Raw genomic sequence first — 26,571 nt, 5'->3', positions numbered from 1 at the left:
AGACGGCATACGCGATGTGCCGCTTCGTCTCGTGGGCTCGGAGATGTGTATAAGAGACAGGGGATGACGGTGGGTGATTAAAATTCTCCGTCATCCCCGCGCAGGCGGTGGTCCGACATTTCGGAATCCAGAATCTCGCGCGGGACTACCTTATTGGCAAGCCTCGCAATCCGGCTCGTCAATGGCACAGGCTTTTGGCACTGGAGCCGGGCCGGCAGCCGGGGCTGCAGCGGAGGACTGAGCCGGTGCCGCGCTTTGGCTTTCGCCGCCACCGCTCGACACGGCGTTCAGTTTGCCGGTGTTGATGGTGGATTTTTCGGTGCTGGTGGCGGCCAGGGCGCGGAGGTAGTAGGTGGTTTTCAGGCCACGGTACCAAGCCATGCGGTAGGTCACGTCCAGTTTCTTGCCGCTGGCGCCAGCGATGTAGAGGTTCAGGGACTGGGCCTGGTCGATCCATTTCTGGCGACGGCTGGCGGCGTCCACGATCCACTTGGTGTCGACTTCAAACGCGGTGGCGTAGAGGTCTTTCAGTTCTTGCGGAATACGCTCGATCTGTTGCACCGAACCGTCGTAGTACTTGAGGTCGTTGATCATGACCGAGTCCCACAGGCCACGCGCTTTGAGGTCGCGTACCAGGTAGGGGTTGATCACGGTGAATTCGCCCGAGAGGTTCGATTTCACGTACAGGTTCTGGTAGGTCGGTTCGATCGACTGCGACACGCCGGTGATGTTGGCGATGGTGGCGGTCGGTGCGATGGCCATGATGTTGGAGTTACGGATGCCTTTCTGTACGCGCTCACGAACCGGCGCCCAGTCCAGGCTTTCGGCCAGGTCGACGTCGATGTATTTCTGGCCGCGTTGCTCGATCAGGATTTGCTGCGAGTCGAGCGGCAGAATGCCTTTGCTCCACAGCGAGCCCTGGAAGGTTTCGTAGGCGCCACGCTCATCAGCCAGGTCGCACGATGCTTGGATGGCGTAGTAGCTGACTGCTTCCATGGAGCTGTCGGCGAACTGCACGGCAGCGTCCGAGCCGTATGGAATGTGCTGCAGGTACAGCGCGTCCTGGAAGCCCATGATGCCGAGGCCAACCGGGCGGTGTTTGAAGTTCGAGTTACGCGCTTGCGGCACCGAGTAGTAGTTGATGTCGATAACGTTATCGAGCATGCGAACGGCGGTGTTCACGGTGCGTTGCAGTTTGGCCAGGTCCAGCTTGCCGTCGACGATGTGGTTCGGCAGGTTGATGGAGCCCAGGTTGCAAACGGCGATTTCGTCCTTGTTGGTGTTCAAGGTGATTTCGGTGCACAGGTTCGAGCTGTGTACCACGCCCACGTGCTGCTGCGGGCTGCGCAGGTTGCATGGGTCTTTGAAGGTCAGCCATGGGTGGCCGGTTTCAAACAGCATGGAGAGCATCTTGCGCCACAGGTCTTTGGCTTGGATGGTCTTGAACAGTTTGATTTTGCCGCCGTACTGGGTCAGGGCTTCGTAGTACTCGTAGCGCTCTTCGAAGGCTTTACCGGTGAGGTCGTGCAGGTCTGGCACTTCGCTTGGCGAGAACAGGGTCCACGGGCCGTCGTCGAAGACCCGCTTCATGAACAGGTCTGGAATCCAGTTGGCGGTGTTCATGTCGTGGGTGCGGCGACGGTCGTCACCGGTGTTTTTACGCAGCTCGATGAACTCTTCGATGTCCATGTGCCAGGTTTCCAGGTAGGCACACACCGCGCCTTTGCGCTTGCCGCCCTGGTTTACCGCTACGGCGGTGTCGTTGACTACTTTCAGGAACGGCACAACACCTTGCGATTTGCCGTTGGTGCCTTTGATGTAGGCGCCCAGCGAGCGAACCGGTGTCCAGTCGTTGCCCAGGCCGCCGGCGAATTTGCTCAGCAGCGCGTTGTCGCGAATGGCGTCGTAAATGCCGCCCAGGTCGTCCGGCACGGTGGTCAGGTAGCACGAGCTCAGCTGTGCACGCAGGGTACCGGCGTTGAACAGGGTAGGGGTGGAGCTCATGTAGTCGAACGACGACAGCAAGTTGTAGAACTCGATGGCGCGGTCTTCTTTCTGCTTTTCTTCAATCGCCAGGCCCATGGCCACGCGCATGAAGAACACTTGCGGCAGTTCGAAGCGGATGCCGTCTTTGTGAATGAAGTAGCGGTCGTACAGGGTTTGCAGGCCCAGGTAGGTGAACTGCTGGTCACGCTCGTGGTTGATGGCTTTGCCCAGTTTTTCCAGGTCGAAGTCTTTCAGCACGGGGTTGAGCAGTTCGAACTCAACGCCTTTTTCGATGTAGGCCGGCAGCGCTTTGGCGTACAGGTCGGCCATCTCGTGGTGGGTGGCGCTGGTGGCGACACCGAGGAAGCCCAGGCCTTCGGCGCGGATGTTGTCCATCAGCAGGCGGGCGGTCACGTAGGAGTAGTTCGGCTCACGCTCAACCAGGGTACGGGCGGTCATCACCAGGGCGGTGTTGACGTCGTTCTGGGCCACGCCGTCGTACAGGTTTTTCAGGGTTTCGCGTTGGATCAGGTCGCCGTCCACTTCAGCCAGGCCTTCGCAGGCTTCGGTGACGATGGTGTTCAGTCGGCCCATGTCCAGCGGCGTCACGCTGCCGTCGGGGTGGGTCACGCGAATGCTTGGGTGCGGCTGTGCGGGTTCGTTGCTGCCACGAACGGCGCGCTCTTTGGTGCGGGCGTCGCGGTAGATCACGTAGTCGCGAGCCACTTTCTGCTCGCCGGCACGCATCAGGGCCAGTTCAACCTGGTCCTGGATTTCTTCGATATGGATAGTGCCGCCAGACGGCATGCGGCGCTTGAAGGTGGCGCTGACTTGTTCGGTCAGGCGCGCGACGGTCTCGTGAATGCGCGACGAAGCGGCAGCAGTGCCGCCCTCAACTGCGAGAAAGGCCTTGGTGATGGCAACGGTGATTTTGTCATCGGTATACGGCACCACGGTGCCGTTACGTTTGATCACGCGCAGCTGGCCAGGGGCGGTGGCGTTCAGGTCCTGAGTGGTGTCAGGCACTTGAGGCGCTACGGCCTGGGGGTTCTCGCGAGAGAGGTCGGTCTGCATGAATGTCTCCGTGTTCTGCATTTATCTAAGTTTGGACACTGTCTGGTGAAGCCGTTCATTCCGTGTGTCTTAGAGCCCAAGGGCCCAAAGCCAGGTATTTCAATAACCACATGCCACAAAACAGATGGCCCTGCGCCTGGCGCGCCCGAGTAAGGGGAGGCCGGCAGCAAGGCGTTCAACAGGTCTGAGGGGTACTGCTCAAGCTCATCCCTGGCTCAAAAAGCAACGTTCGTTGGTTAAAACGTAACCACAATACCTAGTGGTGTGTGCCTGGAGGCTTTACACCGAAGCGGGCCGTTCGTCGAGCATAATTTCGGCCAGCTTTCCCATCGGCTGCCGAGGCGGCAAATGGGTGAATTTCTTAGCGCTAGTGCCACCGGCGGCAGGCCAGCGAACGGGCCGTTGCGTTTCATTCTTCTAGTGTCCGGTAACGGGTCAAAACCCAACATGTAGGTGTTTGGCGCGATGGGGATACAAGATAGAGCGCTCACCGACGCATTGCAAGGCGACTGTTACACACAGCCTGTGGATAAAGCTGTGGGTTACTTTAGGGTAACTTCGTTGAGCCCCCGTAGTCAGCGGCATTGACCATATTCCGCCATTCGTCGCTGATGAAATGCTGCGTTTTGTAGGGCGAGTCCTACATCGCGCGGTGGTGAGGCTAACACTATATGTTGTGTTTTTTGTTGCAGTGCATAGGGGCTTTATGCGTGTGGTTGGTCGAGTGCGGCGCTGGAGCGTTCCCCCCTCTCCCTAGCCCTCTCCCCGAGGGGCGAGGGGACTGACCGTCGCGCGGTTCGGCCCAGCTCGCCCGTGAACGAGAAAGGGCAAGGTCCTACGCAGGACTTAGCCGATATACAATGCCGCCCTTTCGCAGTCCCGCCCTCATTTAGTAGGAGTCAGTGGTGGAGCAAGAAGCCTGGCACATCCTTATTGTCGAAGACGACGAGCGTCTGGCCGAGCTCACCCGTGAGTACCTGGAAGCCAATGGGCTGCGCGTGGCCATTGAGTCGGACGGGGCGAAAGCGGCGGCGCGCATTCTGCGGGATCAGCCCGATTTGGTGGTGCTCGACCTTATGCTGCCGGGCGAAGACGGCTTGTCTATTTGCCGCAAAGTGCGCGGCAGCTACCACGGCCCCATCCTCATGCTCACCGCGCGCAGCGACGACATGGACCAAGTGCTCGGCCTGGAAATGGGCGCCGACGATTACGTGTGCAAACCCGTCCGCCCGCGCGTGCTGCTGGCACGCATCCGCGCACTGCTGCGGCGCAGCGAGGGCGCCAGCGAGCCGGTGCCGGCCGACGCCCAGCGCCGGTTGCAGTACGGCGTGCTGGTGATCGACAGCGCCATGCGCGAAGCCTGGCTGCGTGAGCAGAGCATCGAGCTGACCAGCGCGGAATTCGATTTGCTCTGGCTGCTGGCCTCCAATGCCGGGCGAATTTTGTCTCGCGAAGAGATTTTTACCGCCTTGCGCGGCATTGAGTACGACGGCCTCGACCGCTCCATTGACGTACGCATTTCCCGTATTCGGCCGAAAATCGGCGACGATCCGATGCACCCACGGCTGATCAAAACCGTGCGTAGCAAGGGTTACCTCTTTGTAGCTGAGGCGGCAGAAGCGCTCGCCAGCTAACGCGCGGCGCTTCTTTATATAAGAACAAACCCAGGACGCCCGGCATGAACTCGATTTTCCTGCGCATTTACGGCGGCATGCTGGCCGCCTTCGTGCTGGTGGCGTTGCTGGGCGTGCTGAGCCTGCACTGGCTCAACGAGGCGCGCGCCGACCAGTACCGCGAGCGCCTGGCGCGCGGCACGTTCAGCCTAATGAGCGACAACCTGGAAAACATGACGCCCGTGGAGCGCCGCCGCGCGGTGATCGTCTGGGGGCGTTTGCTCGGTATTCCTCTGGCGCTTGAACCGTTAGACGCGCAGGTGCTCGACAGCCGCGCGCGCAGCCGCGTTCTCGACGGCCAGGTGCTGGTCGAGCAAACCGGCCCGCACGCGGCCAAGGTCTACGGCCTGGTTAGCGAGGCCGAGCAACTGGTGCTGGTGGGCGAGGTGCAGCAGATCAGCGAACAACTGGCACGCGCCACGGTGTATTTGCTCATCGACGAGCTGATTCGCTATCCCATCGCTGAACAACCGCAACGCCTGGAGGCGCTGGCCGCTGCCAAGTCGTTCGGCTTCAACCTGCGGCTGGTCAAACCGGCTGATGCCGAGCTGGACGACGACCAGCGCCGCCGCATCGATGAAGGCGACACGGTGATGGCGCTGGGTAAAGAGGGCGATTCGATTCACGTGTTTTCGGGCGTGGCCGGCACGCCGTGGGTGCTGGAAATCGGTCCGCTGTATCAAATGAACCCCTATCCGCCGCAACTGTTGTTCTTGATTGGCGCTATCGGCCTGAGCCTGATCGGTTTGATTGTTTACCTGTTGGTGCGCCAGTTGGAGCAGCGCTTGCTCGGGCTGGAAGAAACCGCCACACGCATCGCCTTGGGCAAGCTGGAGTCACGGGTGCCGGCCGGCGGCGCCGATTCGGTGGGGCGGCTGGCGGCGGCGTTCAACGCGATGGCCGAGCATTTGCAGCGCTCGCTGACGATTCAGCGCGAAATGGTGCGCGCCGTTTCCCACGAACTGCGCACGCCGGTGGCGCGCTTGCGCTTTGGCCTGGAAATGATCGGCGACGCGCAAACCGACGCGGCGCGGCGCAAGTACATGGATGGCATGGATGGCGACATTCAGGACCTGGATAAATTGGTCGACGAAATGCTCACCTACGCGCGCCTGGAGCAGGGCGCCCCCGCGCTGAATTTCCAGCCCATCGACCTCGACGCCTTGCTCGATCAGGTGATCGACGAGTTGGCGCCGCTGCGTCCGGGCGTGCGCGTGGAGCGCGGGCCGAGCATTCCCGCCGTCGATGGCAGCGGCGCGCTGGTGGAGGCCGAGTGGCGCTACCTGCACCGCGCCTTGCAAAACCTGGTGAGCAACGCCATGCGCCACGCCGAGTCGCGGGTGCGCCTGAGTTATCAAGTTGGGTTGAAGCGCTGTCGCCTGGACGTGGAAGACGACGGCCCCGGTATTCCCGAAGCCGAGTGGGAGCGGCTGTTCACGCCGTTTCTACGTCTGGATGACAGCCGCACCCGCGCCTCGGGCGGGCACGGGCTGGGCCTTTCCATCGTGCGGCGGATTATTTACTGGCACGGCGGCCGCGCCCAGATCAGCCGCAGCGAAGCATTAGGCGGCGCCTGTTTCAGCCTGGTGTGGCCACGTAAACAATGAGTCTTCGCGAACGCTTATTTGCCGGGCGCCTGGCCGTGTTTGCGCCGACTGTGGCGGATGCGGGCGGCACGCTCTTGAGCGAATTCTTGCAGCCGTCAGGTTTGGACCAGCGACTGCGCGCCATTTACGGTGACGACCTGTTCGCCACCCGGCGCGCGGTGCTGGCCTCCCAATATTCCAAGTACTACTTCATGGCCCTGCTGCCGCCCGTGCTGGTGGCCACGCTGGTGCACGGCTGGCGCTTGCCGTTGTCTGGCCTGCGCGTGGTGCTGGATGAGCGGGGGCTGCCCAGCGCCATTCACTTCGCCAACGATGGCGAGCCGGGCACGCAGGCCAAATGTTTTGCCGATTTGATGGAGCGCCACCTGCCCGACCTGATCGAGGCTCTCGCGGCGTTTGGTCAGGTGCCAGCTGCGGTGCTGTGGGGCAACGTCGGCGATTATTTTGAAAGCACGTTGCAAACCCTCGGGGCGCTGACCGAGGCCGAGCTGGACGGCGGTTTCGCCTGGCTGCGCGATGCTGAAAGCCCGCTGTATAAAGCCGTGGCCTATACGCCGCGTCGTCAGCGCCGCACCTGCTGCCTGGCGCACGAAGTGGAAGGCATCGGCCACTGCGAGCATTGCCCGATCAGTCGCCGCTAAGCCGCCACGGCCACCAGGCTGAGCAGGCGGCCGTCGAACTGGCCGAATTGGCCGACTAACTCCGCGCCGCTTTTCCATTCTTCCGACAGATCAGTCAGCAGCCGCAGCCGTGCGCTGCCGGCTGCGTCCCACTCCAGCACTTCGGCGTGCTCGAAGTAGAAGCGCTGCAAGGTGAGTGGATACAGGGCTTTGAACAGGCTTTCTTTCAAGGAGAACGTCAGCGTTACCAGCAGCCCCAACTGCTCGGGGTCGAGCACGCTGGCGCGGCGCAGTTCGGCGGGTGTGAGAATTTCTTCCTGCAGGCGCGCGGCGCGGTCGTGGCTGAGCAGGTTTTCCACGTCGAGCCCCAGGCCGCGCCAGTGGCGGCTGTCGGCGACCACAGCGGCCGCCCATTGCTTGCCGTGGGTGATCGAGCCGCTGATGCCGGCAGGCCATTGCGGCGCGCGGTCGGCGCCAACGGCGGGCACGATCTCGCTGCCATTCAAGCGGCGCAACGCTTCGCGGGCACAGATGCGGCCGGCAAGAAACTCGGCCTGGCGCTTGGCCACGCCGTGGGTCGGCGGAATGTGGCTGCGCTGGAAATCGTCGGGCTGCACCAATGCGGGATCGAACGGGGCGCTGACGAACTGGCTGTTGGGCAAAGGCTGGGGCAAGGGCCAATGATCGTTGAGCGGGCCACAGCAGGCGGGGAGGGCGTAGGTATGCATGGCGGCATTCTGCCGGGTCGCGGCGCGGCGAGCCAGCGTCGCGCGGTGCGCTGGGAGGCGGGCACTTACATTTCTTTGCACAACCGCAACAAAGCGACACGGAACCGGCGCGCCACATTTGCCAGACTGCGGCCGCGTTTCTCGGAACGCAGGTGAGGTTGTAGTTTGGCGCTGACGCTTCGAGGCGTATCGCGCCGAACCTTAGTCACTGATTAAGTGCGGGAGCCCGTTTGGGCTCCCGTTTTTTTTTGCCCTGGGCGATCATTCGCACCTTTCCGTTGTGCGCAAGGGCTGGCCATGAAACCCGAAGACCTGCTGCTACTCGTCACCCGCGAGATGCCTTATGGCAAATACAAAGGCCGATTGATCGCCGACTTGCCGGGCCATTACCTCAACTGGTTCGCCCGCGAAGGCTTCCCCAAAGGCGAAATCGGCGCGCTGTTGCAGCTAATGCAGGAGATCGACCACAACGGCCTGTGGGAATTGTTGACGCCGCTGCGCAAGAAACCGCGTGGCAGTGGCCACCCCAAACCCCTGTAGGAGCGGCTTTAGCCGCGAAGCTGTTGATCTGTTTTCTGCCCAAGACACTGGTTTCCAGGCCTGGCCAATCGCGGCTAAAGCCGCTCCTACAGTTGAGGGGTTGGCCAACCTACCAATCCAACGTCAACTGACTGTGGAACTCCCGCTCAACCCCACTCAGCGGGTCGATAAACCGCAAGCTCTGCGCCAGCAACTGGAGCGGCTTGCTGTAGTCATCCACCGCATCCTCCACCAGCACCGGATAAAACGGGTCGTTGCAAATGCCTGCGCCGAGCGCCGCCATGTGCAGGCGCAGTTGATGTTTTTTGCCGGTCACCGGGTACAAGCCATAACGCCACAGCTCGCCGTTGCGCTCGCGCACGTCCATCAGCGTTTCGCTGTTGGGCGTGCCGTCGCCTTCCTTCATTAAAAAGAACGGCTCGCCAGCCACCATGCGGGTTTTGTGCAGGTGAGGGAATTGCACGTGGGGCAGGGCGGGGGCGATGGCTTCGTAGGTCTTATGCATGGCGCGGTCGGCGAATAAACGCTGGTACGCGGCGCGGGTTGTTGGCTGAACGGAGAACAACACCAGGCCCGCGGTGAGGCGGTCGATGCGGTGCAGCGGCACCAGGTCATGGCTGTTGAAGCGTTTGCTCAAGCGCGCGAGCAAGGTTTGTTCAACGTACTCGCCAGCGGGCGTTACCGAGAGGAAGTGCGGCTTGTCGGCGACGATCAAATGCTCATCGGCATACAGCACGGTTTCCTCGAACGGCACCGGGGTTTCGTTCGGCACTTCGCGGAAGTAATAAATGCGCAGGCCTTGTTTGTACGGATGACCGGGGCCGATGGGCTGCTCGTGCTCATCCAGCACCTTGCCGCGCGCCATGCGTTCCAACCAGGTGTCGCGGCTCATCGCCGAGAAGTGCGCGCACAGGCAATCCAGCACCGTGAGCCACGGGCCGGCGGGAAGGTACAAGGTGCTGCGACGGGCGGGGTGGGACATGAAAAAGCGCCAGAAAAAGAGGCGGAATTCTACCTGTGTTTGCGCAAGATTTTGCGGGACCCGCAACCTGTAGGAGAGGCGGTGCGGGCGCGCCGTTTAGCTTTCCTGCGCGCGATACGCGCCGGGGGTTAATCCGGTCCATTTTTTGAACGCCCGATGAAACGCCGACGGTTCGGAAAACCCCAGCTGCTCGGCAATATCCTGAATCGCCAGGTTGTCGCGGCCCAGGTGGTAAATCGCCAAGTCGCGGCGCAGGTGGTCTTTGAGTTCCTGAAAGCTTGAGCCTTCTTCGCGCAGGTGCCGGCGCAGGGTTTGCGGGCTCATGTGCAGGTGCTGAGCCACGGTGTCGAGGTCCGGCCATTCGCTGCAGTCGCGCCCGAGCAGGCGGCGGATTTGGCTGATCAGGCTATCGCCGCCGTCGGGGCGGGCGAGCAGGTCGGCGGGCGAGTGTTCGAGGAAATGCTTGAGCGTGCGCTCGTCTTGCAGCAGCGGCATCGCCAGGTAGCGCGCCTGAAACAGCAGACTGGTGCTGTCGGCCGAAAAGCGCCGCGCGTTGGGGAACAGCAGGTCGTATTCGGCGCTGTGGTCCGGTTCGGCGTGGCGAAAGGTGGCTTCTTGCAAGCGAATGCGTTGCCCGATCAGCCAACTGGCCAGGCGGTGCCAGATCACCAGCAGGCTTTCCACCAGAAAGTGGTCCGGGTCGAGCAAGTTGCTGTCGTCCACCGTCAGCCGCGCCCATTCGCCTTCGCGGCTGAGGGTGATCTTCGGCGCGTCGTCGAACAGGCTGTAAAACAAGGTGCCGCGCAGCAGCGCCTTTTCCAGCGTGTGGCAGTGGATCAGGGCGTAACACATCATCGCGAAGGTGCCGGGCTTGCTGCGGCTGCGGCCAAAGCCCATGTATTCGTCGGCGAGTTTTTCCCACAGCAACTGCATCAGCCTGGCGAACTGCTCCGGCGCCACGCGGGCGCGTGGCTCGCTGAGCAGCGCTGGCTGAATGTTCGCCTCGCGCAGCAGCGCCGTGCAGTCCACACCTTGGCGCTCGGCGCCACGCAGGGCGGCACGAACGAAATGGCTGGCGATGGTGCGTTCACGCATGGACGGGGCTCGGCAGAAAAGGCCGGTCGATGGTAAGCACGGCGTTGCAGCGGAACAAGGGTTGTGTCCTTGGCTATGCTTTTTGTAGGCGGTTTTCCCCCAGCCGTGCGGCGGTGGCGGGGGATATCCGCCAGTGGCTGGCGGAAAGCCGCCAAAAGCGACGCCATTTTGCTCGGGTTTTGTTTGCAACACGCTGAATTTAAAGGGATTGGTGCAATAGTTTAAGGATGGCATGACCTCTGCAATAGGCGATCAAGGCTTGCAGCTATGCAGGCTGGCCAACAACAAATCCCTCCGGTTCAGGAGGGTTAGCGCACAGGCAGCGCGCGCGTTTGGAATGACGCCGTGCAGTCGTTGAGGAACATGCCATGACCCGCAAACCGTTCTATAAGGTTCTTTATGTTCAAGTGCTGGTAGCCATCGCTATCGGCGTGTTGCTTGGGCACTTCTACCCAGACACTGCTGTTGCCCTCAAGCCGCTCGGCGACGGGTTCGTCAAGCTGATCAAAATGATCATCGCCCCCATCATTTTCTGCACCGTGGTTACCGGTATTGCCGGCATGCAGAGCATGAAAGCAGTCGGCAAAACCGGCGGTTACGCGCTGCTCTATTTCGAAATCGTTTCCACCATCGCCCTGCTGATCGGCCTGTTTGTCGTCAACATCGTGCAGCCTGGCGTTGGCATGCACATCGACCCCGCGTCGCTGGATACCTCGGGTATCGCGGCTTACGCAGCGGCCGGTGAAAAACAAAGCACCATCGAGTTCATCATGAACGTGATTCCGGCCACTGTGGTCGGTGCCTTTGCCGGTGGTGACATCCTGCAAGTGCTGTTCTTCTCGGTCCTGTTCGGCTACGCCTTGCACCGCGCGGGTGACTACGGTCGTCCGGTGTTTGATTTCATCGAACGCATCTCGCAAGTGTTCTTCGGCATCATCGGCGTGATCATGAAAGTCGCACCGCTGGGCGCCCTGGGTGCCATGGCCTTCACCATCGGTAAATACGGTGTGGGTTCGCTGGTGCAACTGGGCTACCTGATGGCGTGCTTCTACGTCACCTGCCTGCTGTTCGTGCTGGTGGTTCTGGGCGGCATTGCACGCTTCCACGGTTTCAGCATTCTCAAGTTCGTGCGTTACATCCGTGAAGAACTGCTGATCGTGCTCGGCACCTCGTCTTCCGAAACCGCGCTGCCGCGTATGATCGACAAGATGCAGAAACTGGGCGTGAACAAATCGGTTGTGGGTTTGGTGATTCCAACCGGTTACTCGTTCAACCTCGACGGCACCTCCATCTACCTGACCATGGCTGCCGTGTTTATCGCACAAGCCACCGACACGCCGATGGACATCTCGCACCAGGTTGCCCTGATTCTGGTGCTCCTGATCGCCTCCAAGGGCGCAGCGGGCGTTACCGGCAGCGGGTTTATCGTATTGGCTGCCACCTTGTCGGCCGTCGGCCACCTGCCGGTTGCCGGTCTGGCGCTGATTCTCGGCATCGACCGTTTTATGTCCGAAGCCCGCGCCCTCACCAACCTCGTCGGCAACGGCGTGGCGACCATCGTGGTCGGCAAATGGTGCGGCCAGGTTGATAACGAAACGCTGCAACGCGAGCTGGAACAAGGCGCTACCGCTGAAGTGGTGGCGGTTGAAGGCGAGAGCAAGCCTGCGCATGGCTAATTAAGTTTTACGGTTTACTGCCTCTTCACGAGAGAGGAAGCTTTTACAGCCCACCAATTGGTGGGCTTTTTTTTCCTTTGATTTTCGTAGGAGCCAGCTTGCTGGCGAACCCTGCAAACCTTGGCTGGTAAAGGTGTTTGCAGGGTTCGCGACCAAGGTCGCTCCTACAATTCGAGCTCGCCTTTTCCAGGAATCGCGGCATTCCGCTTTAGCCGCGATGCTTTTAGCCGCGAAAAAATCATTCATATCCTTATGCCATTAAATTCCTTGGCCCCTCGCACTTATGCCCTTATCGTCGCGCCATAACTTGTTATAACAAGTGCCGAAAGACTGACGAGAAATCCCATGGCCGAGTTGATCCCCCTGTCCCCCGTTCCCTTATACAGCCAGCTCAAAGACGTGCTGCGCGCGCGCATTCTCGATGGCACGTACCCGGCGCTGAGCCGTATGCCATCCGAAAGCGAGCTGGGCGCGGCCTTTGCGGTCAGCCGCATTACGGTGCGTCAGGCGCTGGGCGATTTGCAGAAAGAGGGGCTGATTTTCAAGATTCACGGCAAGGGCACATTTGTGGCCAAGCCCAAGGCGTTTCAGAACGTCAGCACCTTGCAGGGCCTCGGCGAGTCGATGCGGCAGATGGGCTACGAGGTGATTAACCGCCTGCACAGCGTCAAGCACATTCCCGCGTCGGCGTTGGTGGCCGAGCGGCTGAAGGTGGAAGAGGGGGCGCCAGTGACCGAAATCAAACGCGTGCGCCTGGTGAATCGCGAACCCATTTCCCTGGAAGTGACGTACGTGCCGGCCCATTTGGGTGAGCGCCTGGAAAAGGCCGATCTGGTTACCCGCGACATCTTTCTGATTCTGGAAAACGACTGCGGCATCGCCCTGGGCCACGCCGATTTGGCGATTGACGCCATTCTCGCCGACGCCGATTTAACCCGGGCGCTGAACGTGGAAGAGGGCGCGCCGATCATGCGTATCGAACGCCTGACCCACGACGCCGACGGCACGCCGCTGGATTTCGAACACCTCTATTACCGCGGCGATGCTTTCCAGTACCGCCTGCGCATCGACCGCCACAAAGGACGTCACGCATGAGCCAGTACCAAACCCTCGAGCGCGAGTACGACATCGTCATCATCGGCGGCGGCACGGCCGGCCCCATGGCGGCGATCAAGGCCAAGGAGCGCAACAAAAACCTGCGCGTGTTGCTGCTGGACAAAGCCAACGTGAAACGCAGCGGCGCCATCAGCATGGGCATGGACGGCCTCAACAACGCCATCATTCCCGGCCACGCCACGCCCGAGCAGTACACCAAGGAAATCACCGTGGCCAACGACGGCATCGTCAACCAGGCCGCCGTCTACGCCTATGCCACCCACAGCTTCGAAACCATCGAGCAACTGGACCGCTGGGGCGTGAAGTTCGAGAAAGATGAAACCGGCGACTACGCGGTGAAAAAGGTGCACCACATGGGCGCCTACGTGTTGCCGATGCCCGAGGGGCACGACATTAAAAAGGTGCTGTACCGCCAGCTCAAACGCGCCCGGGTAGAAATCACCAACCGCGTGATCGCCACCCGTTTGCTCACCGACGCCGAAGGCACGGTCAATGGCGTGATGGGCTTTGACAGCCGCACCGCCGACTTTCATCTGATCAAGGCCAAGGCGGTGATTCTCTGCTGCGGCGCGGCCGGGCGCCTTGGTTTGCCGGCCTCCGGTTACCTGATGGGCACCTACGAAAACCCCACCAACGCCGGCGACGGCTACGCCATGGCGTACCACGCCGGGGCGGAGCTGGCGAACCTGGAATGCTTTCAGATCAACCCATTGATCAAGGACTACAACGGCCCGGCGTGCGCTTACGTCACCGGGCCGCTGGGCGGCTACACCGCGAATAACAAAGGGGAGCGCTTTATCGAGTGCGACTACTGGAGCGGGCAAATGATGTGGGAGTTTCACCAGGAGCTGGAAAGCGGCAACGGCCCGGTGTTTCTCAAGCTCGATCACCTGGCTGAAGAAACCATCCAGAACATCGAAGAAATTCTGCACAGCAACGAGCGCCCCAGCCGTGGCCAGTTCCACGCCAACCGGGGCACCGACTACCGCCAGAGCATGGTGGAAATGCACATCTCGGAAATCGGTTTCTGCTCCGGCCACAGCGCCTCTGGCGTGTGGGTGAACGAGCGCGCGGAAACCTCGGTGAAGGGTTTGTACTCGGCCGGCGACATGGCTGCCGTGCCGCATAACTACATGCTCGGCGCCTTCACCTACGGCTGGTTTGCCGGTCACAACGCGGCCGACTATGTGGCCGAACGCGACTTCACCGCGCTCAATGCCGAGCAGATCGAACGTGAGCGTGCGCGGGTGTACGCACCGCTGCTGCGTGAACACGGCCTGCCGCCGGCGCAGGTGGAATACAAACTGCGCCGCTTCGTAAACGACTACCTGCAGCCGCCAAAAGTAACCAAGAAAATGCAGCTGGGGCTCGACCGTTTCGCTGCTATCGAACACGACCTCGACCAGCTCAAGGCCAACAACCCGCACGAACTGATGCGCGCCTTGGAAGTAAGCGTCATCCGCGACTGCGCTGAAATGGCCGCCCGCGCTTCGCTGTTTCGCGCCGAAAGCCGCTGGGGTTTGTACCACCACCGCGTCGACCACCCGCAGCGCAACGACGCCGACTGGTTCGTGCACTGCCACCTGCACAAAGGCGCTGATGGGCGCATGACCAGCTTCAAGAAACCGGTCGAACCGTACCTGATCGCCCTCGATGACGAAGAGCAGCAGGCCTACAACCGCCTGCGCGTAAAGGCCGAAGCGGCCGCCTGAACCTAACGAGAGAGCCAGAGGCTCCGAGGACACCGTGTCATGGCCTATCAGCCCCAGGAAATTTTCTTCCGCAGCAACGCGCCGGTGACCATCGACGAAGACAAATGCATCGCCGAAAAAGGCTGCACCGTCTGCGTCGAGGTCTGCCCCATGGACCTGCTGGCCATCAACCCGGCCACGCAAAAGGCCTACATGGCCTTCGACGAATGCTGGTACTGCATGCCTTGCGAGAAAGACTGCCCGACCGGGGCGGTGAAGGTTGAGATTCCGTATTTGTTGAGGTGATCCCGACGCCGCCACCGTCCCTGTAGGAGAGGCTTTAGCCTCGATGCTTTTGAAGGGACGCACGTGTTGAGTCCGAGGTTCGGTTAAACGCAAAAACCTAAAACCAACCTCCGTCATCCTCGCGAAAGCGGGGATCCAGAATTTCGGCTTAATCGGAGAGCCTGGATCCCGAATCGTCGGACCGCCGCGTTCGCGAGGATGACGGTGAGAAGTCAGCCGACGGTGAAAACTCAGACGACGGCGGAAAAAGTTTAGAAATTGCCATCCGGACCCCCGGACGCCTTGCCCGCAAAACCCCCTCGTTTCCCACCACCAAAACCGTGGCGGAGACGACATAAAACAACCAACGATTCGAGGGGAAACACCCATGCACTTACGCACTCTAGCCGGCCTCGCGCTGGCCATCGGCCTGGCTTCCACCCAGGCCCACGCGGAGAAAATCCGTATCGCCATCGGCACCCAGGACACCACCATCAACTGCGCCACCGGCGGCCTGCTGATTCGGGAGTTGGGCCTGCTGGACAAATACCTGCCCCACGACGGCAAGTACAAAGACGCCACCTATGACGTGCAGTGGAAGAACTTCACCAGCGGCGCGCCGCTGACCAATGAGATGGTGGCCGGCAAGTTGGATTTCGGCGCCATGGCCGACTTCCCCGGCTCGTTCAATGGCGTGGCGTTCCGCGATGCCGGCAAGCAGAGCCTGTTTATCAGCGTGTTGTCCGGCAGCACTACGGGCAGCGGTAACGGCATTGTGGTGCCGGCTTCATCCAGTGTGCAGTCGTTGGCGCAGTTGAAGGGAAAGACCATTTCCGTGCCGTTCGCCTCCACCGCCCACGGCATGTTGTTGCGCGCTGTCGCGGCTCAGGGCTGGGACCCGGAGAAAGACGTGAAGATCATCGCCCAGGCCCCGGAAATCGCCGGTTCGGCCCTGCGCAGCAACCGCATCGAAGCCCACGCCGACTTCGTGCCGTTCGCCGAGTTGTTCCCTAACCGCGGCTTTGCACGAAAAATTTACGACGGCTCGCAAGCCAATGCGCCGACCTTCCATGGCGCCTTGGTGGCAGCGGATTACGCCAAGCAGTACCCGGAAATCGTCACCGCCTACCTGCGCGCCAGCCTGGAGGCGGACCAACTGATTGCCGCCGAGCCGGAGAAATACAGCGAGCTGATCGAGAAGGTCACTGGCGTTGAAGCCGAGGTGAATTACCTGTTCCACGGCCCGCTCGGTTTGCAGACGCGCGATTTGACCTGGAAGCCGGAATACCGCAAAGCGGTGGCCACGGCGATCGACACGCTCAAGCTGCTGAAGAAGACCGATAAGGGCCTGGATGTCGACAAGTTCGTCGACGACCAGTACATCCGCGCGGCCTTCAAACAGTCCGGCCAGGACTACGACAAAGCGCTGACCAACTATTCGCCGGCGCCGCTCAAGGCCAACGACGCGATCACCGGCAAACCGATCACCGACTTCAAACGCCTGGCGCAAATCTGGGTGCGCGGCGAAGACAAAGTGCGCCACTACAGCTCGCCGGAAGAAGCGCTGAAGGCACTGGCCAGCTTGGAAAAAGAAGGCAAAGACATTCGCGCCATCTACGCCCAGGCAGCCGACAGCGGCATCAAGCTGCTCGCCAGCCAGGCCTGGTTTGTGCGCAACGACAAGGGCGAGGTGAACGCGTTTTTGTTGAAGGATCAGGCGGTTGCGTATGCCAGCGCCAACGGCGGCACGGCGCTGGATTTTGCCAGCGTTAACCAACCGTCCGTGGCGGGGCTTTGAGTTCGCCGAGACCGCGCAAGGCGTGAACCCCTGGATCCCGGAACGTCCGACCGCCGCCTACGCGGGGATGACGGCGTCATTTCATCCAACCACCGTCATTCCGGCGAAGGCCGGAATCCAGAATTTTGTAGGAGTACGCAGTGATCCGTTCCACCCTTTACCGCTGGCCCCTACGCCTAACCTCATTGGCCGCCTGCCTGTTGTTCTGGCACCTGGCCGCCAGCCATCATCTGGACTTGGGCCTGCTGACGTTCACCTACGTGCCCACCCCAAGCGCCGTGGCGCAGGCCGCCGTGGCGTTGGTGGAAAGCAGCAAGCTGTGGGCGCACTTGTCGAGCAGCCTGATGCGGGTATTCGCCGGTTACCTGGCGGCCGCGTTGTTCGGCGTGCTGCTGGGCGTGGCCATCGGCCGCTGGAAATGGGCGCAAGACACGCTGTTGCCACCGCTGGAAGTGCTGCGGCCGATTCCGGCAGTGGCTTGGATTCCCCTGGCGATTCTGATGTTTCCTTCGTCCGAGCTGTCGATGGTGTTTATCACCTTCACCGGCGCGCTGTTCCCGGTGCTGCTCAATACGGTGCATGGCGTTGAAGGCGTTGACCCGCGCCTGATCGCCTCGGCGCGCAGCCTGGGCGCGGGACGTTGGGCCATTTTGCGTGAGGTGGTGTTGCCGGGCGCGGCGCCGAGCATCGTCACCGGCTTGGCCATCGGCATGGGCACCTCGTGGTTCTGCCTGGTGACGGCGGAAATGATCTCCGGGCAGTTCGGCATCGGCTACTACACGTGGGAGTCCTACACCATCCAAAACTACCCGGACATCATTGTCGGCATGCTGCTGATCGGCGTGCTGGGCATGGGCAGCAGCGCCCTGGTTAAACGCCTGGGCGCGCGGGTGACGCCGTGGTATCGGGGGAACAATTGATGACCAGTCACGAACATTTTCTGGCGGCCGGGCGCATCGATGTCGAGCGCCTGACCATTCGCCTGGGGCAGGGCGCGCAGGCGTTCGAGGCGGTGCAAAGCTTGGATTTCAGCGTCGCGGCGGGCGAGTTTGTGTGCATTCTCGGGCCGTCGGGTTGCGGTAAATCGACCTTGCTCGGCGCGCTGGCGGGGCACTTGCAGCCCAGCGCTGGCTTGCTGCGCGTGGATGGCGAGGTGGTCGATGGCCCGTCGCCGGCGCGCGGCATGGTGTTCCAGCACCACACCCTGCTGCCCTGGCGCAGCGTGCTCGATAACGTCGCCTTCGGCTTGAAGATGCAGGGCCTGAACAAGACCGCGCGCCGCCAGCAAGCGCAGGATTTTCTGCGCGTGGTCGGCCTGCAGGATTTCGCCAGCCGCTGGCCCAATCAGCTTTCCGGCGGCATGCAACAACGGGCCGAAATCGCCCGGGTACTGATCAATCGGCCGCGCCTGTTGCTGATGGACGAACCCTTCGGCGCCCTCGACGCGCAAACCCGTGGGCGGATGCAGGAACTGCTGCTGGACATCTGGGGACGCATCCGCACCACCGTGGTGTTCGTCACCCATGACATCGACGAGGCGCTGTTTCTGGCCGATCGCATTCTGGTGATGAGCCCGCGTCCCGGCCGTTTTATCGAAGACCTGCGCGTGGACTTTTCCCGCCCGCGCCGCGCCGAGCTGCTGACCAGTCCGGCCTTCACCCACCTCAAACGTCACTGCCTGGAACTGCTGCGCCACGAAGAAGGGCGCGAGTTGCCTCGGCTTACCCCGCTGGGTTTGCCCAGCGATCATCCGCCTCTGCGAATAGCCCTATGACTGATCTGACTGAACTGCACACCGACAACCCCGACATTCTGGCCCTGCAACCGCGCCTGGACAGCAGCGATGCGGGCGTGCGCCGCATCGCCCTGATCGAGTTGGCCGACCTCGAAGACCCGGACGGCCTGCCGTGGCTGACCCGCGCCTTGGCCAGCGACAGCGCCGCCGAGGTGCGCAGCGAAGCCGCGCGTTTGCTCGAAGCCTGGGAAGAAGACGAGGTGGTAAACGCCTTGTGCGCCGCGCTGGCCGATGCCGACGAAGCGGTGCGCGGCGCGGCGGCGCAAAGCTTGAGCGAGCTGAAAACCCTCGAGGCCGGTCGCGTGGTGCTGCCGTGGGCCGCCCATGGCGATGCGTTTGTGCGCGCCAGCGCCTTGCGTGCGTTGCGCGAGCTGCGCCTGCCGGAGAGCGCGCCGGCCGCCGTGTTGGCGCTGAACGACGGCGATGCTTTTGTGCGCCGCGAGGCGGTGGGCATTCTGGGTTGGCTCAAGCAGCACAGCGCGTTGCCCGAGCTGGCGCGCCTGGCCAGCGGCGACCCGGACGCTGAAGTGCGCCGCGCCGCCACCGGCGCCCTCGGTCTGGCTACCGATGCCAGCGTGCTGCCGGCGTTGCAGGCAGCGCTGGTCGATCCGGCGTGGCAAGTGCGCGAAGAGGCGGCCACCACGCTCGGCAAAGTCGGCGCCACGGATGCCGGCCCAAGCCTGATCGCCGCCTTGCAAGACGACTACTGGCAAGTGCGCCTGCGTGCGGCGCGAGCCTTGGGGAAATTGCGCTTTGCCGGGGCCTTGGCGGCGCTGGTCGAGGTGCTGGGCCATTCCATCAGCAACTTGCGTAAAGAAGCCGCGCTGGCGTTGGGCGAGCTGGCCGACAGCGCAGCACTGCCCGGGTTGCAAGCCGCCGAGCACGACAGCGATCCGGAAGTGCGCAAAGCCGTACGCATCGCCATCGCCCAGCTTCAGGTGCAGGGGTAATGGACGCGCCCGTGGCCTTGCGCAATCGCCGGCAAGAACGGCAGTTGCTGATCGAGTGGACGGCCGGCGTTGCTGTTGAATTGAGCCACGCGCAGTTGCGCGGCGCCTGCCCGTGTTCCGGCTGCAAGGCCGCGCGGCTGGGCGGGCGCATCGCGCTGGTTGACGAAAGCGTGCAACTGACCGGTATTCATCCGCAGGGCTATGGCGTGCAGCTGGTGTTCAGCGACGGGCACGAGCGCGGCATTTATCCGTGGGACTATCTGCGTGGATTAGCATGACGGCGGCTTTGGCGCGACGCGATTGACGCGTTAACATCCGGCGCTTCGAGGTTTTGGGAAGTACCGCAGCGTGAGCACGCCAATCATCACCACCGAAGGCCATGAAGCGCTCAAGCAAGAGCTGGATTATCTCTGGCGCGTGAAACGGCCGGACACCACGCAAAAAGTCACCTGGGCGGCCTCGCTTGGCGACCGCAGCGAAAACGCCGACTACCAGTACAACAAGAAACTGCTGCGCGAAATCGACCGCCGCGTGCGTTATTTGCGCAAGCGTTTGGAAGACATGCGCGTGGTCGCCTATTCGCCCGAACAGGAAGGCCGCGTGTTCTTTGGCGCGTGGGTAGAAATTGAAAATGACGAAGGCGAGACCAAGCGGTTTCGCATCGTTGGCTACGACGAAATTCATGGCCGCAACGACTACATCTCCATCGACTCCCCCATGGCCCGCGCCCTGCTGAAAAAGGAAGTGGGCGACGAGTTTATGGTGCAGACGCCGGAAGGCGAGAAGTGGTGGTGGGTGAATGTGATCGAGTACGTGAAGCCGGCTTGATTAAAAAGCATCGCGGCATTCCGATTAGCCGCGATGCTGTTGACCTTTAATCAACCCTCGCGCAACACCGTCAACGGGCTGGCATTCAAGGCGCGGCGGGTGCCGATCACACCAGCAGTGCCGACCAGCAGGGCGCCGATCAGCGGCAGTATCAGCAACCACCAATGCGGCGCCCAGGCCATGTCGAAGGCGAAGCGGTAGAGCAGAAAACTCACCACTTCGCTGCCCAGCGCCGCCAGCAAGCCGCTGGCAATCCCCAGCACGCCAAACTCCGCCAGCCGCGCCCGTTGCAGCACCTTGCGCTCGGCACCCAGCGCGCGCAGCAGGGCGCCTTGGCGGATGCGCTCGTCCAGGGTGGCCTGCAAGCCGGCGAACAGCACGGTGAGCCCGGCCGCCAGCACAAACAACAGCACGTACTCCACCGCCAGCGTCACCTGGGCGAGGATGCTGCGCAGCTGCGCCAGAATGGCTTCGATCTGCAGCAAGGTCACCGCCGGAAACGCCCGCGACAGTTCTACCAGCGCCTGCTCTTGCTGCGGCGGCAGGTAGAAGCTGGTGAGGTAGGTCACGGGCAAGTCCTGCAGCGTGCCGGGTTCGAAGATCATGTAGAAGTTGGGCTGGAAGGTGTCCCAGTCGACTTCGCGCAGGCTGGTGACTTGCGCATCGCGGTTGAGGCCACCCACGCTGAAGCTCAGGCGGTCACCGAGTTTCACTTTCAGGCTTTCGGCCAACTTGCTTTCAATCGACACGCCCGGTACGTCGGCTTTCGGCTCAGCGCCCCACCAGCTCCCAGCCACCAGCGTGTTGCTGACCGGCATGTCGGCGGCCCAGGTCAGGCTCAGGTCGCGGCGCACGGCGCGGTCACCAGTGGAGTCTTTGCTCACCACTTGTTTAACCGGCTGGCCGTTGATAGCGATCAGGCGACCCGGCACCACCGGATACAGCGGAGCAGGGTGGGGTGAGAGCTTCGCCAGGTGCGCGGCGAAGGCGTCTTTGTCGCCGGGCAGCACGTTGAGGGCGAAATAGTTGGGGGCGTCTTTGGGCAATTGCTGCTGCCAGTTATCCAGCAGCTCGCCGCGCAGCAACGCGATCAGCGCCATGGACAGCAGAATCAAGCCGAAGGCCAGCGACTGCCCGGCAGCGGCCAACGGGTGGCGCAGCAGTTGGCCAAGCCCCAAACGCATCGGCAAGGGCGCGCGAGCCAGCAGGCGACGCAAGCCTTGCAGGCCCAACACCAGCGCACCGCCGAGCACTAACGCCGCCACCAGGCCGCCGCCCAGCAGGGCGAGGGTTAGCGGCAGGTCGAGGCTCAGGCGCCACATAATCAAGGTCAGCGCGCCCAGCGCGGCGCCGTAGACCAGCCAGGAGCTAGGCGGCACGGGCATCAGGTCGCGGCGCAATACCCGCAGCGGCGGCACGCGGCCCAGCGCTGCCAATGGCGGCAGCGCAAAGCCGGCGAGAGCAACCAAACCGGTGGCGATGCCGGCAACAGCGGGCATAAAGCCGCCGCTGGGCACGGTGGCCGGCAACAAGCCGCCAAGCAGATGAAACAAGCCCAATTGGCCCAACCAGCCGAGCAGCGCGCCGAAGCCGGCAGCCAGCAGCCCGAGCATAGCTAACTGCAAGGTGAACACGGTGAGCGCTTCGCGGCGCGACAAGCCCAGGCAGCGCAGTAGGGCGCTGGCGTCGAAGCGTTTGGCGGCAAACCGCGCCGCGCACAAGGCCACGGCAACGCCGGCCAGCAACACGGCAGCCAGGCTGGACAAGTTCAGGTAGCGCTCGGCACGGCCCAGCGCGCCGCCGACCTGGCGGTTGCCGTCGCGCGCGCCTTCAATTTTCTGGTTAGGCGCAAGCATCGGTTTCAACGCCTGGCGGTACTGCTCGAGGTTTTCAGCGCTGCCGGTCCACAGTTCGGCGTAGCGCACGCGGCTGCCGGGCTGAACCACGCCCGTGGCGGCCAGGTCGTCCATGTTCATCAGCAGGCGCGGCGTGAGGCTGTAGAAGTCGCCGGCGCGGTCGGGTTCGTAGGTGAGCACGCGGCTCAGGCGCAAGGTTTTCGCGCCCACATCCACGCTGTCGCCCACCTTCACGTTCAGCGCCACCAGCAGCCGCGCTTCGACCCAGGCTTCACCAGGCGCCGGGCCGCCGCCGGTGGTTTCTTCGCCGTAGGGCGCGGGTGCGCTTTTCAACTGGCCGCGCAACGGGTAGCTGCTGCTTACGGCTTTGACGCTGGCTAGCTGAATGCCTGTGTCGGCGGCGATTACGCTGGAGAACTCCACCAACTGCGCGTGTTGCAACTGCGCTTGCAGGCCGGCGTCGAGTTGCGCCTGTGTGGCGGGCGAGCTGCCGGTGAGCAGCATGTCGGCGCCGAGAAACTCGGTGGCGCGTAGTTGCATGGCAGCGTTCAGGCGTGCGCTGAAAAAGCCGATGGCGGTGCTGGCTGCCACGGCAATCACCAAGGCGAAAAACAACACGCGCAATTCGCCCGCACGCGTGTCGCGACGGAGCTGGCGGGCGGCGAGGTTGAGCAGGCGGGAGAAGGGTAGGCGCGTCATCACGCCTCCGCTGTCTGCACGATGTGCCCGGCTTCCAGGCGAATGCGGCGATGGCAGCGCTGGGCCAGGCGTTCGTCGTGGGTCACCAGCACCAAGGTGGCGCCGCGTTCCTGGTTGATTTCGAACAGCAGGTCGCTGATGTGCTCGCCGGTGTGGGTGTCGAGGTTGCCGGTGGGCTCGTCGGCGAACAGCACGGCGGGTTCGGCGGCAAAGGCGCGGGCGATGGCCACGCGCTGTTGCTCGCCGCCGGACAGCTGGCGCGGCGTGTGGGTCAGGCGTTTGCCCAGGCCCACGCGCTCAAGCAAGTCGCGGGCACGCTCGCGGGCATCACGGCGGCCCTCAAGCTCCAGCGGCAGCATTACGTTTTCCAGCGCATTAAGGCTGTCGAGCAGCTGAAATGACTGGAACACAAAGCCCACATGCTCGGCGCGCACGCGAGCGCGTTTGTCTTCGTCGAGGGTATTGAGGGTGTGGCCGGCAAGGATGATTTCGCCGCTGCTGGGCAGGTCGAGGCCCGCCAGCAAACCGAGTAAGGTGGATTTCCCCGAACCGGACGTGCCGACGATGGCGAGGCTGTCGCCGCGCAGCAGGTCGAGGGAGAGGTCGTGCAGGATGGTCAAATCGCCTTCCGCGCTAGGAACCACTTTGCTAAGGTTCCGCGCAGTAAGAATGCTCGCAGTCATGGAGATTCCAATGCGTACATGGTGGGTAACGAGTGCCCTGGTGGTAATGCTTTGGGCACAAGGGGCGGTGGCAAGCACGGTGCTGGTCGTCGGCGATAGTATCAGCGCCGGTTTGGGCCTGGAAACCAGTCAGGGCTGGGTCAACTTGTTACAAAAACGCCTGCGCACCGATGGGTTCGACGGCAACGTGGTCAATGCCTCCATCAGCGGCGACACCAGCGCAGGCGGCCTCGCGCGGCTGCCGGCGCTGCTCGCCGAGCATAAGCCGGACGTGGTGGTGATCGAGTTGGGCGGTAATGACGGGCTGCGTGGCCAGCCGCCGGGCCAATTGCAACAGAACCTTGCGGCGATGGTGGACCAGGCCCAGAAGACCGGGGCCAAGGTGCTGCTGCTCGGCATGCGCCTGCCGCCCAATTATGGTGAGCGCTACAACAAGGCCTTCGCCGCAACATTCACTGAAGTGGCGGCGCAGAAGCAGGTGCCGTTGGTGCCGTTCTTCCTGGAAGGCGTGGGCGGTGTGCCGGAGCTGATGCAGGCCGATGGCATTCACCCGGCTGCGGGTGCGCAATCGAAGTTGCTCGACAACGCCTGGCCGGCGCTGAAGCCGTTGTTGTAGGGCGATACGCTTGGCTGTTTTCGCCGTCGTTCTTCGGACGCGGCTGATGGACGAAACGTTTTAAAAGGTCTGCTGAGAAGGCTTTTTTATGCGCCACCTTTCGGCTAAGGTGGCGCCGTCTCCAGGAGCCTTCAATGCCGCGCCCCGCTTGGTCTTTACACGCTTACCAACTGATCGAACCCGACGAGCAGCTCGACCTGTTCGCGTGCCGTGAAGTGCGTGTGCACCTGGTGGCTCGCCAGCTCGAATTGAGCGGCCATGCCGACCGCACCTTGTGCGGCGGTTTGCTGCCGGCCCAGCCCAAATGGGTGAATCTGGAAAAACCGCTGCTGCGCGACAAGCGCCTGTGCACGGCGTGCTACGCCACGCTCCAGGCCCAGCGTGACGGCGACCGCCCACGCTGGCCGGGCGTTTAGGCCACTCCCGGCCGCCCGTGAGCGCGTGTACAATCGCGTTCTTTTCTCACTCGCTATTCAGCCAAGGATCACCGGATGTTGTCGCGCGCTCCTGCAGTCGCCCGTTCCCTGTCACTCGCCGCGCTGTTCGCGGTCGGCCCTGCCGCAGCGTTGGAATTTCCGCTGCCGCCACCGGGCGAAGACATCATTGGCCAGGTTCAAGTCATCACCGCCAAGTACGAAGACACCTTCGCCGATATCGGTGTGGCGAATGATCTGGGCTACCTGGAGATGGTCGCCGCCAACCCGGGCGTTGACCCATGGTTGCCGGGCGTGGGCACGCAAATTATTTTGCCGACGCGCTTCGTGCTGCCACCTGGCCCGCGCGAAGGCATCGTGATCAACCTGGCGGAGTACCGCCTGTATTACTTCCCGAAAGGGCAGAACGTGGTGCACACCTATCCGTTGGGCATTGGCCGTGAAGGCTGGGGTTCGCCGATCAACGTCACCACCATTACCGCCAAAACCGCCAACCCGGCGTGGTACCCACCGGCCTCGATTCGCGCTGAACACGCCGCCGACGGTGATCCGTTGCCGAGCGTGGTGCCGCCAGGTCCGGACAACCCGCTCGGTCCGTTCAAATTCAACCTCGGCCTGCCGGGTTACCTGATTCACGGTTCGAACAAGAAATTTGGCATTGGCATGCGCGTCAGCCACGGTTGCTTCCGCATGCTCAACAACAACGTGTTGGAGCTGGCGAAGCTGGTGCCGGTGGGTACCAAAGTGCGCATCCTCAACGACCCGTACAAATTCGGCGTGAGCAACGGCAAGGTCTACCTGGAAGCGCACACGCCGCTGGACGACAACGGCAACCCGTCCGTGGTGGATAAACACACCGCCGTGATCAACGCCCTGCTCAAGCGCGAAGACCTCACCAACAGCGTGAGTCTGGACTGGGAAGTGGTGCGCGACGTGGTTGCTGCCGAAGACGGCCTGCCCGTGGAAATCGCCACGCCGGGTTCGGTAGTGCCGAACACGGCGGCAGTTGTGCAGTAAGCCGCCACACAACAAAAAGCCCGCTGCCGGTTAACCCCGCAGCGGGCTTTTTGTTGCGTGTAGGAAAATCAAAAGCTGTAGGAGCGGCTTTAGCCGCGAGCTTTTGATTTTCCCCTCTCAGCCATCACGCCGCTCCAGATCGAGCGAGCTAGAGCGGGGCAAGGCGAAAAGCGCTTTTCAAGCGCAGTTGGCTGTAGCCAATGAGCATTGAAAAGTGATTTTCAACGCAGCCCCGCCGACGCGCAGCCGATCGCTTTTTTACACGCGAAAAAAAACCGAGCCATAGGGCTCGGTTCTTAGCGCAATTACTTGCGGCTTGCTTTTTCCAGCATACGAGCAGCACGCTCGTTAGCTTCGTCAGCAGTTTGCTGAGCTTTCTGAGCAGCAGCCAGAGCTTCGTCAGCTTTGCGGTAGGCTTCGTCAGCACGAGCTTGAGCGCGAGCAGCAGCGTCTTCGGTAGCGGTCAGACGAGCTTCGGTTTCTTTGGTGGTGCTGCTGCAGCCGGTTGCCAGAACGGCAGCCAGAGCCAGAGCGGAAAGTTTCAGAACGTTGTTCATTGTGTTCCCCTTAAGGTGCATTTTTTCCATAAAGCGAATTACCCCGAGCTCGAGGTAATTGGCCGGTCTACATACTACTCATTACTTGTAGTAAGTAAACGGACGTAACGCCAGCGCCCTACTTTTTTTGGTGAAATTGAGTGCTATGTAAGCAAGCCGTAATAGTGCTGGATGAAAAGTATCCAGTTGCGGCTGCGACGTGCGCATTTACGACAGGTAAAACGCAGCGCTGACGGTTATTGTCGTCGCCACACTTTTGCGCACC

The 26,571-nt window shown here is 62.2% G+C and carries 25 protein-coding genes; 17 read left to right on the top strand and 8 right to left on the bottom strand.

Annotated features, from left to right (window positions below; translation table 11 throughout):
* Positions 1-150: 150 nt before the first annotated feature.
* The gene (locus AC0IW7_RS15775; protein WP_471819252.1) at positions 151-3,060 is read right to left on the bottom strand and encodes a ribonucleoside-diphosphate reductase subunit alpha; all 2,910 of its coding nucleotides are present in this window, start codon (positions 3,058-3,060) and stop codon (positions 151-153) included.
* A gap of 905 nt (positions 3,061-3,965) precedes the next feature.
* Between AC0IW7_RS15775 and AC0IW7_RS15770 the strand changes: the two genes are divergently transcribed.
* From AC0IW7_RS15770 to fhuF, 3 genes are read left to right on the top strand one after another with little or no spacing between them, the layout of a single operon-like run.
* Positions 3,966-4,694: a response regulator gene (locus AC0IW7_RS15770; protein WP_463539297.1), complete on the top strand. Its 729-nt coding sequence runs from the start codon at positions 3,966-3,968 to the stop codon at positions 4,692-4,694.
* 44 nt (positions 4,695-4,738) lie between these two features.
* A complete protein-coding gene (locus AC0IW7_RS15765) occupies positions 4,739-6,340 on the top strand; it encodes an ATP-binding protein (protein ID WP_471819250.1) in 1,602 nt (533 codons plus the stop codon).
* Positions 6,337-6,981, top strand: a complete 645-nt coding sequence (gene fhuF / locus AC0IW7_RS15760; protein WP_471819249.1) for a siderophore-iron reductase FhuF — start codon at positions 6,337-6,339, stop codon at positions 6,979-6,981. Before AC0IW7_RS15765 ends, fhuF begins: the two co-directional genes overlap by 4 nt.
* Here fhuF and AC0IW7_RS15755 read toward each other — a convergent pair.
* Positions 6,978-7,688: a 4'-phosphopantetheinyl transferase family protein gene (locus AC0IW7_RS15755; protein ID WP_471819248.1), complete on the bottom strand. Its 711-nt coding sequence runs from the start codon at positions 7,686-7,688 to the stop codon at positions 6,978-6,980. The genes fhuF and AC0IW7_RS15755 overlap by 4 nt on opposite strands.
* Positions 7,689-7,985: 297 nt before the next feature.
* Between AC0IW7_RS15755 and AC0IW7_RS15750 the strand changes: the two genes are divergently transcribed.
* Positions 7,986-8,228, top strand: coding sequence for a DUF3820 family protein (locus tag AC0IW7_RS15750; RefSeq protein WP_471819247.1), 243 nt, complete (start codon positions 7,986-7,988; stop codon positions 8,226-8,228).
* A gap of 109 nt (positions 8,229-8,337) precedes the next feature.
* On the opposite strand, the gene AC0IW7_RS15745 is transcribed toward AC0IW7_RS15750, so the two are convergent.
* Positions 8,338-9,210 carry a pseudouridine synthase gene (locus AC0IW7_RS15745; protein WP_471819246.1) on the bottom strand — a complete coding sequence of 291 codons (873 nt, stop codon included), beginning with the start codon at positions 9,208-9,210 and terminating at the stop codon, positions 8,338-8,340.
* A 96-nt stretch (positions 9,211-9,306) separates the two neighbouring features.
* Complete coding sequence (locus AC0IW7_RS15740) at positions 9,307-10,305, bottom strand: AraC family transcriptional regulator (protein WP_471819245.1); 999 nt, start codon at positions 10,303-10,305, stop codon at positions 9,307-9,309.
* A 368-nt stretch (positions 10,306-10,673) separates the two neighbouring features.
* On the opposite strand from AC0IW7_RS15740, the gene AC0IW7_RS15735 reads away from it, so the two are divergent.
* Complete coding sequence (locus AC0IW7_RS15735) at positions 10,674-11,981, top strand: dicarboxylate/amino acid:cation symporter (RefSeq protein WP_471819244.1); 1,308 nt, start codon at positions 10,674-10,676, stop codon at positions 11,979-11,981.
* On the opposite strand, the gene AC0IW7_RS15730 is transcribed toward AC0IW7_RS15735, so the two are convergent.
* Positions 11,982-12,227 carry a hypothetical protein gene (locus AC0IW7_RS15730; protein ID WP_471819242.1) on the bottom strand — a complete coding sequence of 82 codons (246 nt, stop codon included), beginning with the start codon at positions 12,225-12,227 and terminating at the stop codon, positions 11,982-11,984.
* 99 nt (positions 12,228-12,326) lie between these two features.
* On the opposite strand from AC0IW7_RS15730, the gene AC0IW7_RS15725 reads away from it, so the two are divergent.
* From AC0IW7_RS15725 to greB, 9 genes are all read left to right on the top strand, one after another.
* Complete coding sequence (locus AC0IW7_RS15725; protein ID WP_471819240.1) at positions 12,327-13,076, top strand: GntR family transcriptional regulator; 750 nt, start codon at positions 12,327-12,329, stop codon at positions 13,074-13,076.
* Entirely contained in the window at positions 13,073-14,809 is a 1,737-nt protein-coding gene (locus tag AC0IW7_RS15720) for a fumarate reductase/succinate dehydrogenase flavoprotein subunit (protein WP_471819239.1), read from the top strand. Before AC0IW7_RS15725 ends, AC0IW7_RS15720 begins: the two co-directional genes overlap by 4 nt.
* A 39-nt stretch (positions 14,810-14,848) precedes the next feature.
* Positions 14,849-15,094 carry a 4Fe-4S dicluster domain-containing protein gene (locus tag AC0IW7_RS15715; protein ID WP_108096737.1) on the top strand — a complete coding sequence of 82 codons (246 nt, stop codon included), beginning with the start codon at positions 14,849-14,851 and terminating at the stop codon, positions 15,092-15,094.
* A gap of 367 nt (positions 15,095-15,461) precedes the next feature.
* Entirely contained in the window at positions 15,462-16,871 is a 1,410-nt protein-coding gene (locus AC0IW7_RS15710; RefSeq protein WP_471819237.1) for an ABC transporter substrate-binding protein, read from the top strand.
* A gap of 143 nt (positions 16,872-17,014) precedes the next feature.
* Entirely contained in the window at positions 17,015-17,791 is a 777-nt protein-coding gene (locus AC0IW7_RS15705) for an ABC transporter permease (protein WP_471819266.1), read from the top strand.
* Positions 17,791-18,645, top strand: a complete 855-nt coding sequence (locus AC0IW7_RS15700) for an ABC transporter ATP-binding protein (protein WP_471819236.1) — start codon at positions 17,791-17,793, stop codon at positions 18,643-18,645. The genes AC0IW7_RS15705 and AC0IW7_RS15700 overlap by 1 nt, the downstream gene beginning before the upstream one ends.
* A 5-nt stretch (positions 18,646-18,650) precedes the next feature.
* Positions 18,651-19,616, top strand: a complete 966-nt coding sequence (locus tag AC0IW7_RS15695; protein WP_471819264.1) for a HEAT repeat domain-containing protein — start codon at positions 18,651-18,653, stop codon at positions 19,614-19,616.
* Positions 19,616-19,894 (top strand): DUF971 domain-containing protein, encoded by a 279-nt coding sequence (locus AC0IW7_RS15690; protein ID WP_471819234.1) that lies wholly within the window; start codon positions 19,616-19,618, stop codon positions 19,892-19,894. The genes AC0IW7_RS15695 and AC0IW7_RS15690 overlap by 1 nt, the downstream gene beginning before the upstream one ends.
* Before the next feature lie 70 nt (positions 19,895-19,964).
* Positions 19,965-20,444, top strand: a complete 480-nt coding sequence (gene greB / locus AC0IW7_RS15685; RefSeq protein ID WP_471819232.1) for a transcription elongation factor GreB — start codon at positions 19,965-19,967, stop codon at positions 20,442-20,444.
* A gap of 50 nt (positions 20,445-20,494) precedes the next feature.
* On the opposite strand, the gene AC0IW7_RS15680 is transcribed toward greB, so the two are convergent.
* Positions 20,495-22,999, bottom strand: coding sequence for an ABC transporter permease (locus AC0IW7_RS15680; protein WP_471819230.1), 2,505 nt, complete (start codon positions 22,997-22,999; stop codon positions 20,495-20,497).
* A complete protein-coding gene (locus tag AC0IW7_RS15675) occupies positions 22,999-23,682 on the bottom strand; it encodes an ABC transporter ATP-binding protein (RefSeq protein ID WP_471819228.1) in 684 nt (227 codons plus the stop codon). Before AC0IW7_RS15675 ends, AC0IW7_RS15680 begins: the two co-directional genes overlap by 1 nt.
* A gap of 10 nt (positions 23,683-23,692) precedes the next feature.
* Here AC0IW7_RS15675 and AC0IW7_RS15670 point away from each other — a divergent pair, with 10 nt between their 5' ends.
* The 3 genes from AC0IW7_RS15670 (at position 23,693) to AC0IW7_RS15660 (ending at position 25,749) form a co-directional block, all read left to right on the top strand.
* Positions 23,693-24,298, top strand: coding sequence for an arylesterase (locus AC0IW7_RS15670; RefSeq protein WP_471819227.1), 606 nt, complete (start codon positions 23,693-23,695; stop codon positions 24,296-24,298).
* A 134-nt stretch (positions 24,299-24,432) separates the two neighbouring features.
* A complete protein-coding gene (locus AC0IW7_RS15665) occupies positions 24,433-24,714 on the top strand; it encodes a hypothetical protein (protein WP_122450455.1) in 282 nt (93 codons plus the stop codon).
* 75 nt (positions 24,715-24,789) lie between these two features.
* The gene (locus tag AC0IW7_RS15660; protein ID WP_122495172.1) at positions 24,790-25,749 is read left to right on the top strand and encodes a L,D-transpeptidase family protein; all 960 of its coding nucleotides are present in this window, start codon (positions 24,790-24,792) and stop codon (positions 25,747-25,749) included.
* 305 nt (positions 25,750-26,054) lie between these two features.
* Here AC0IW7_RS15660 and AC0IW7_RS15655 read toward each other — a convergent pair whose 3' ends face one another.
* Positions 26,055-26,306 (bottom strand): Lpp/OprI family alanine-zipper lipoprotein, encoded by a 252-nt coding sequence (locus AC0IW7_RS15655; protein WP_122450457.1) that lies wholly within the window; start codon positions 26,304-26,306, stop codon positions 26,055-26,057.
* Positions 26,307-26,571: the final 265 nt, after the last annotated feature.

It is taken from the genome of Pseudomonas sp. AC229 (assembly GCF_979254655.1).
The sequence above is the reverse complement of the archived record's forward strand: the minus strand, read 5'-3'. Positions and strand labels throughout refer to the sequence as shown.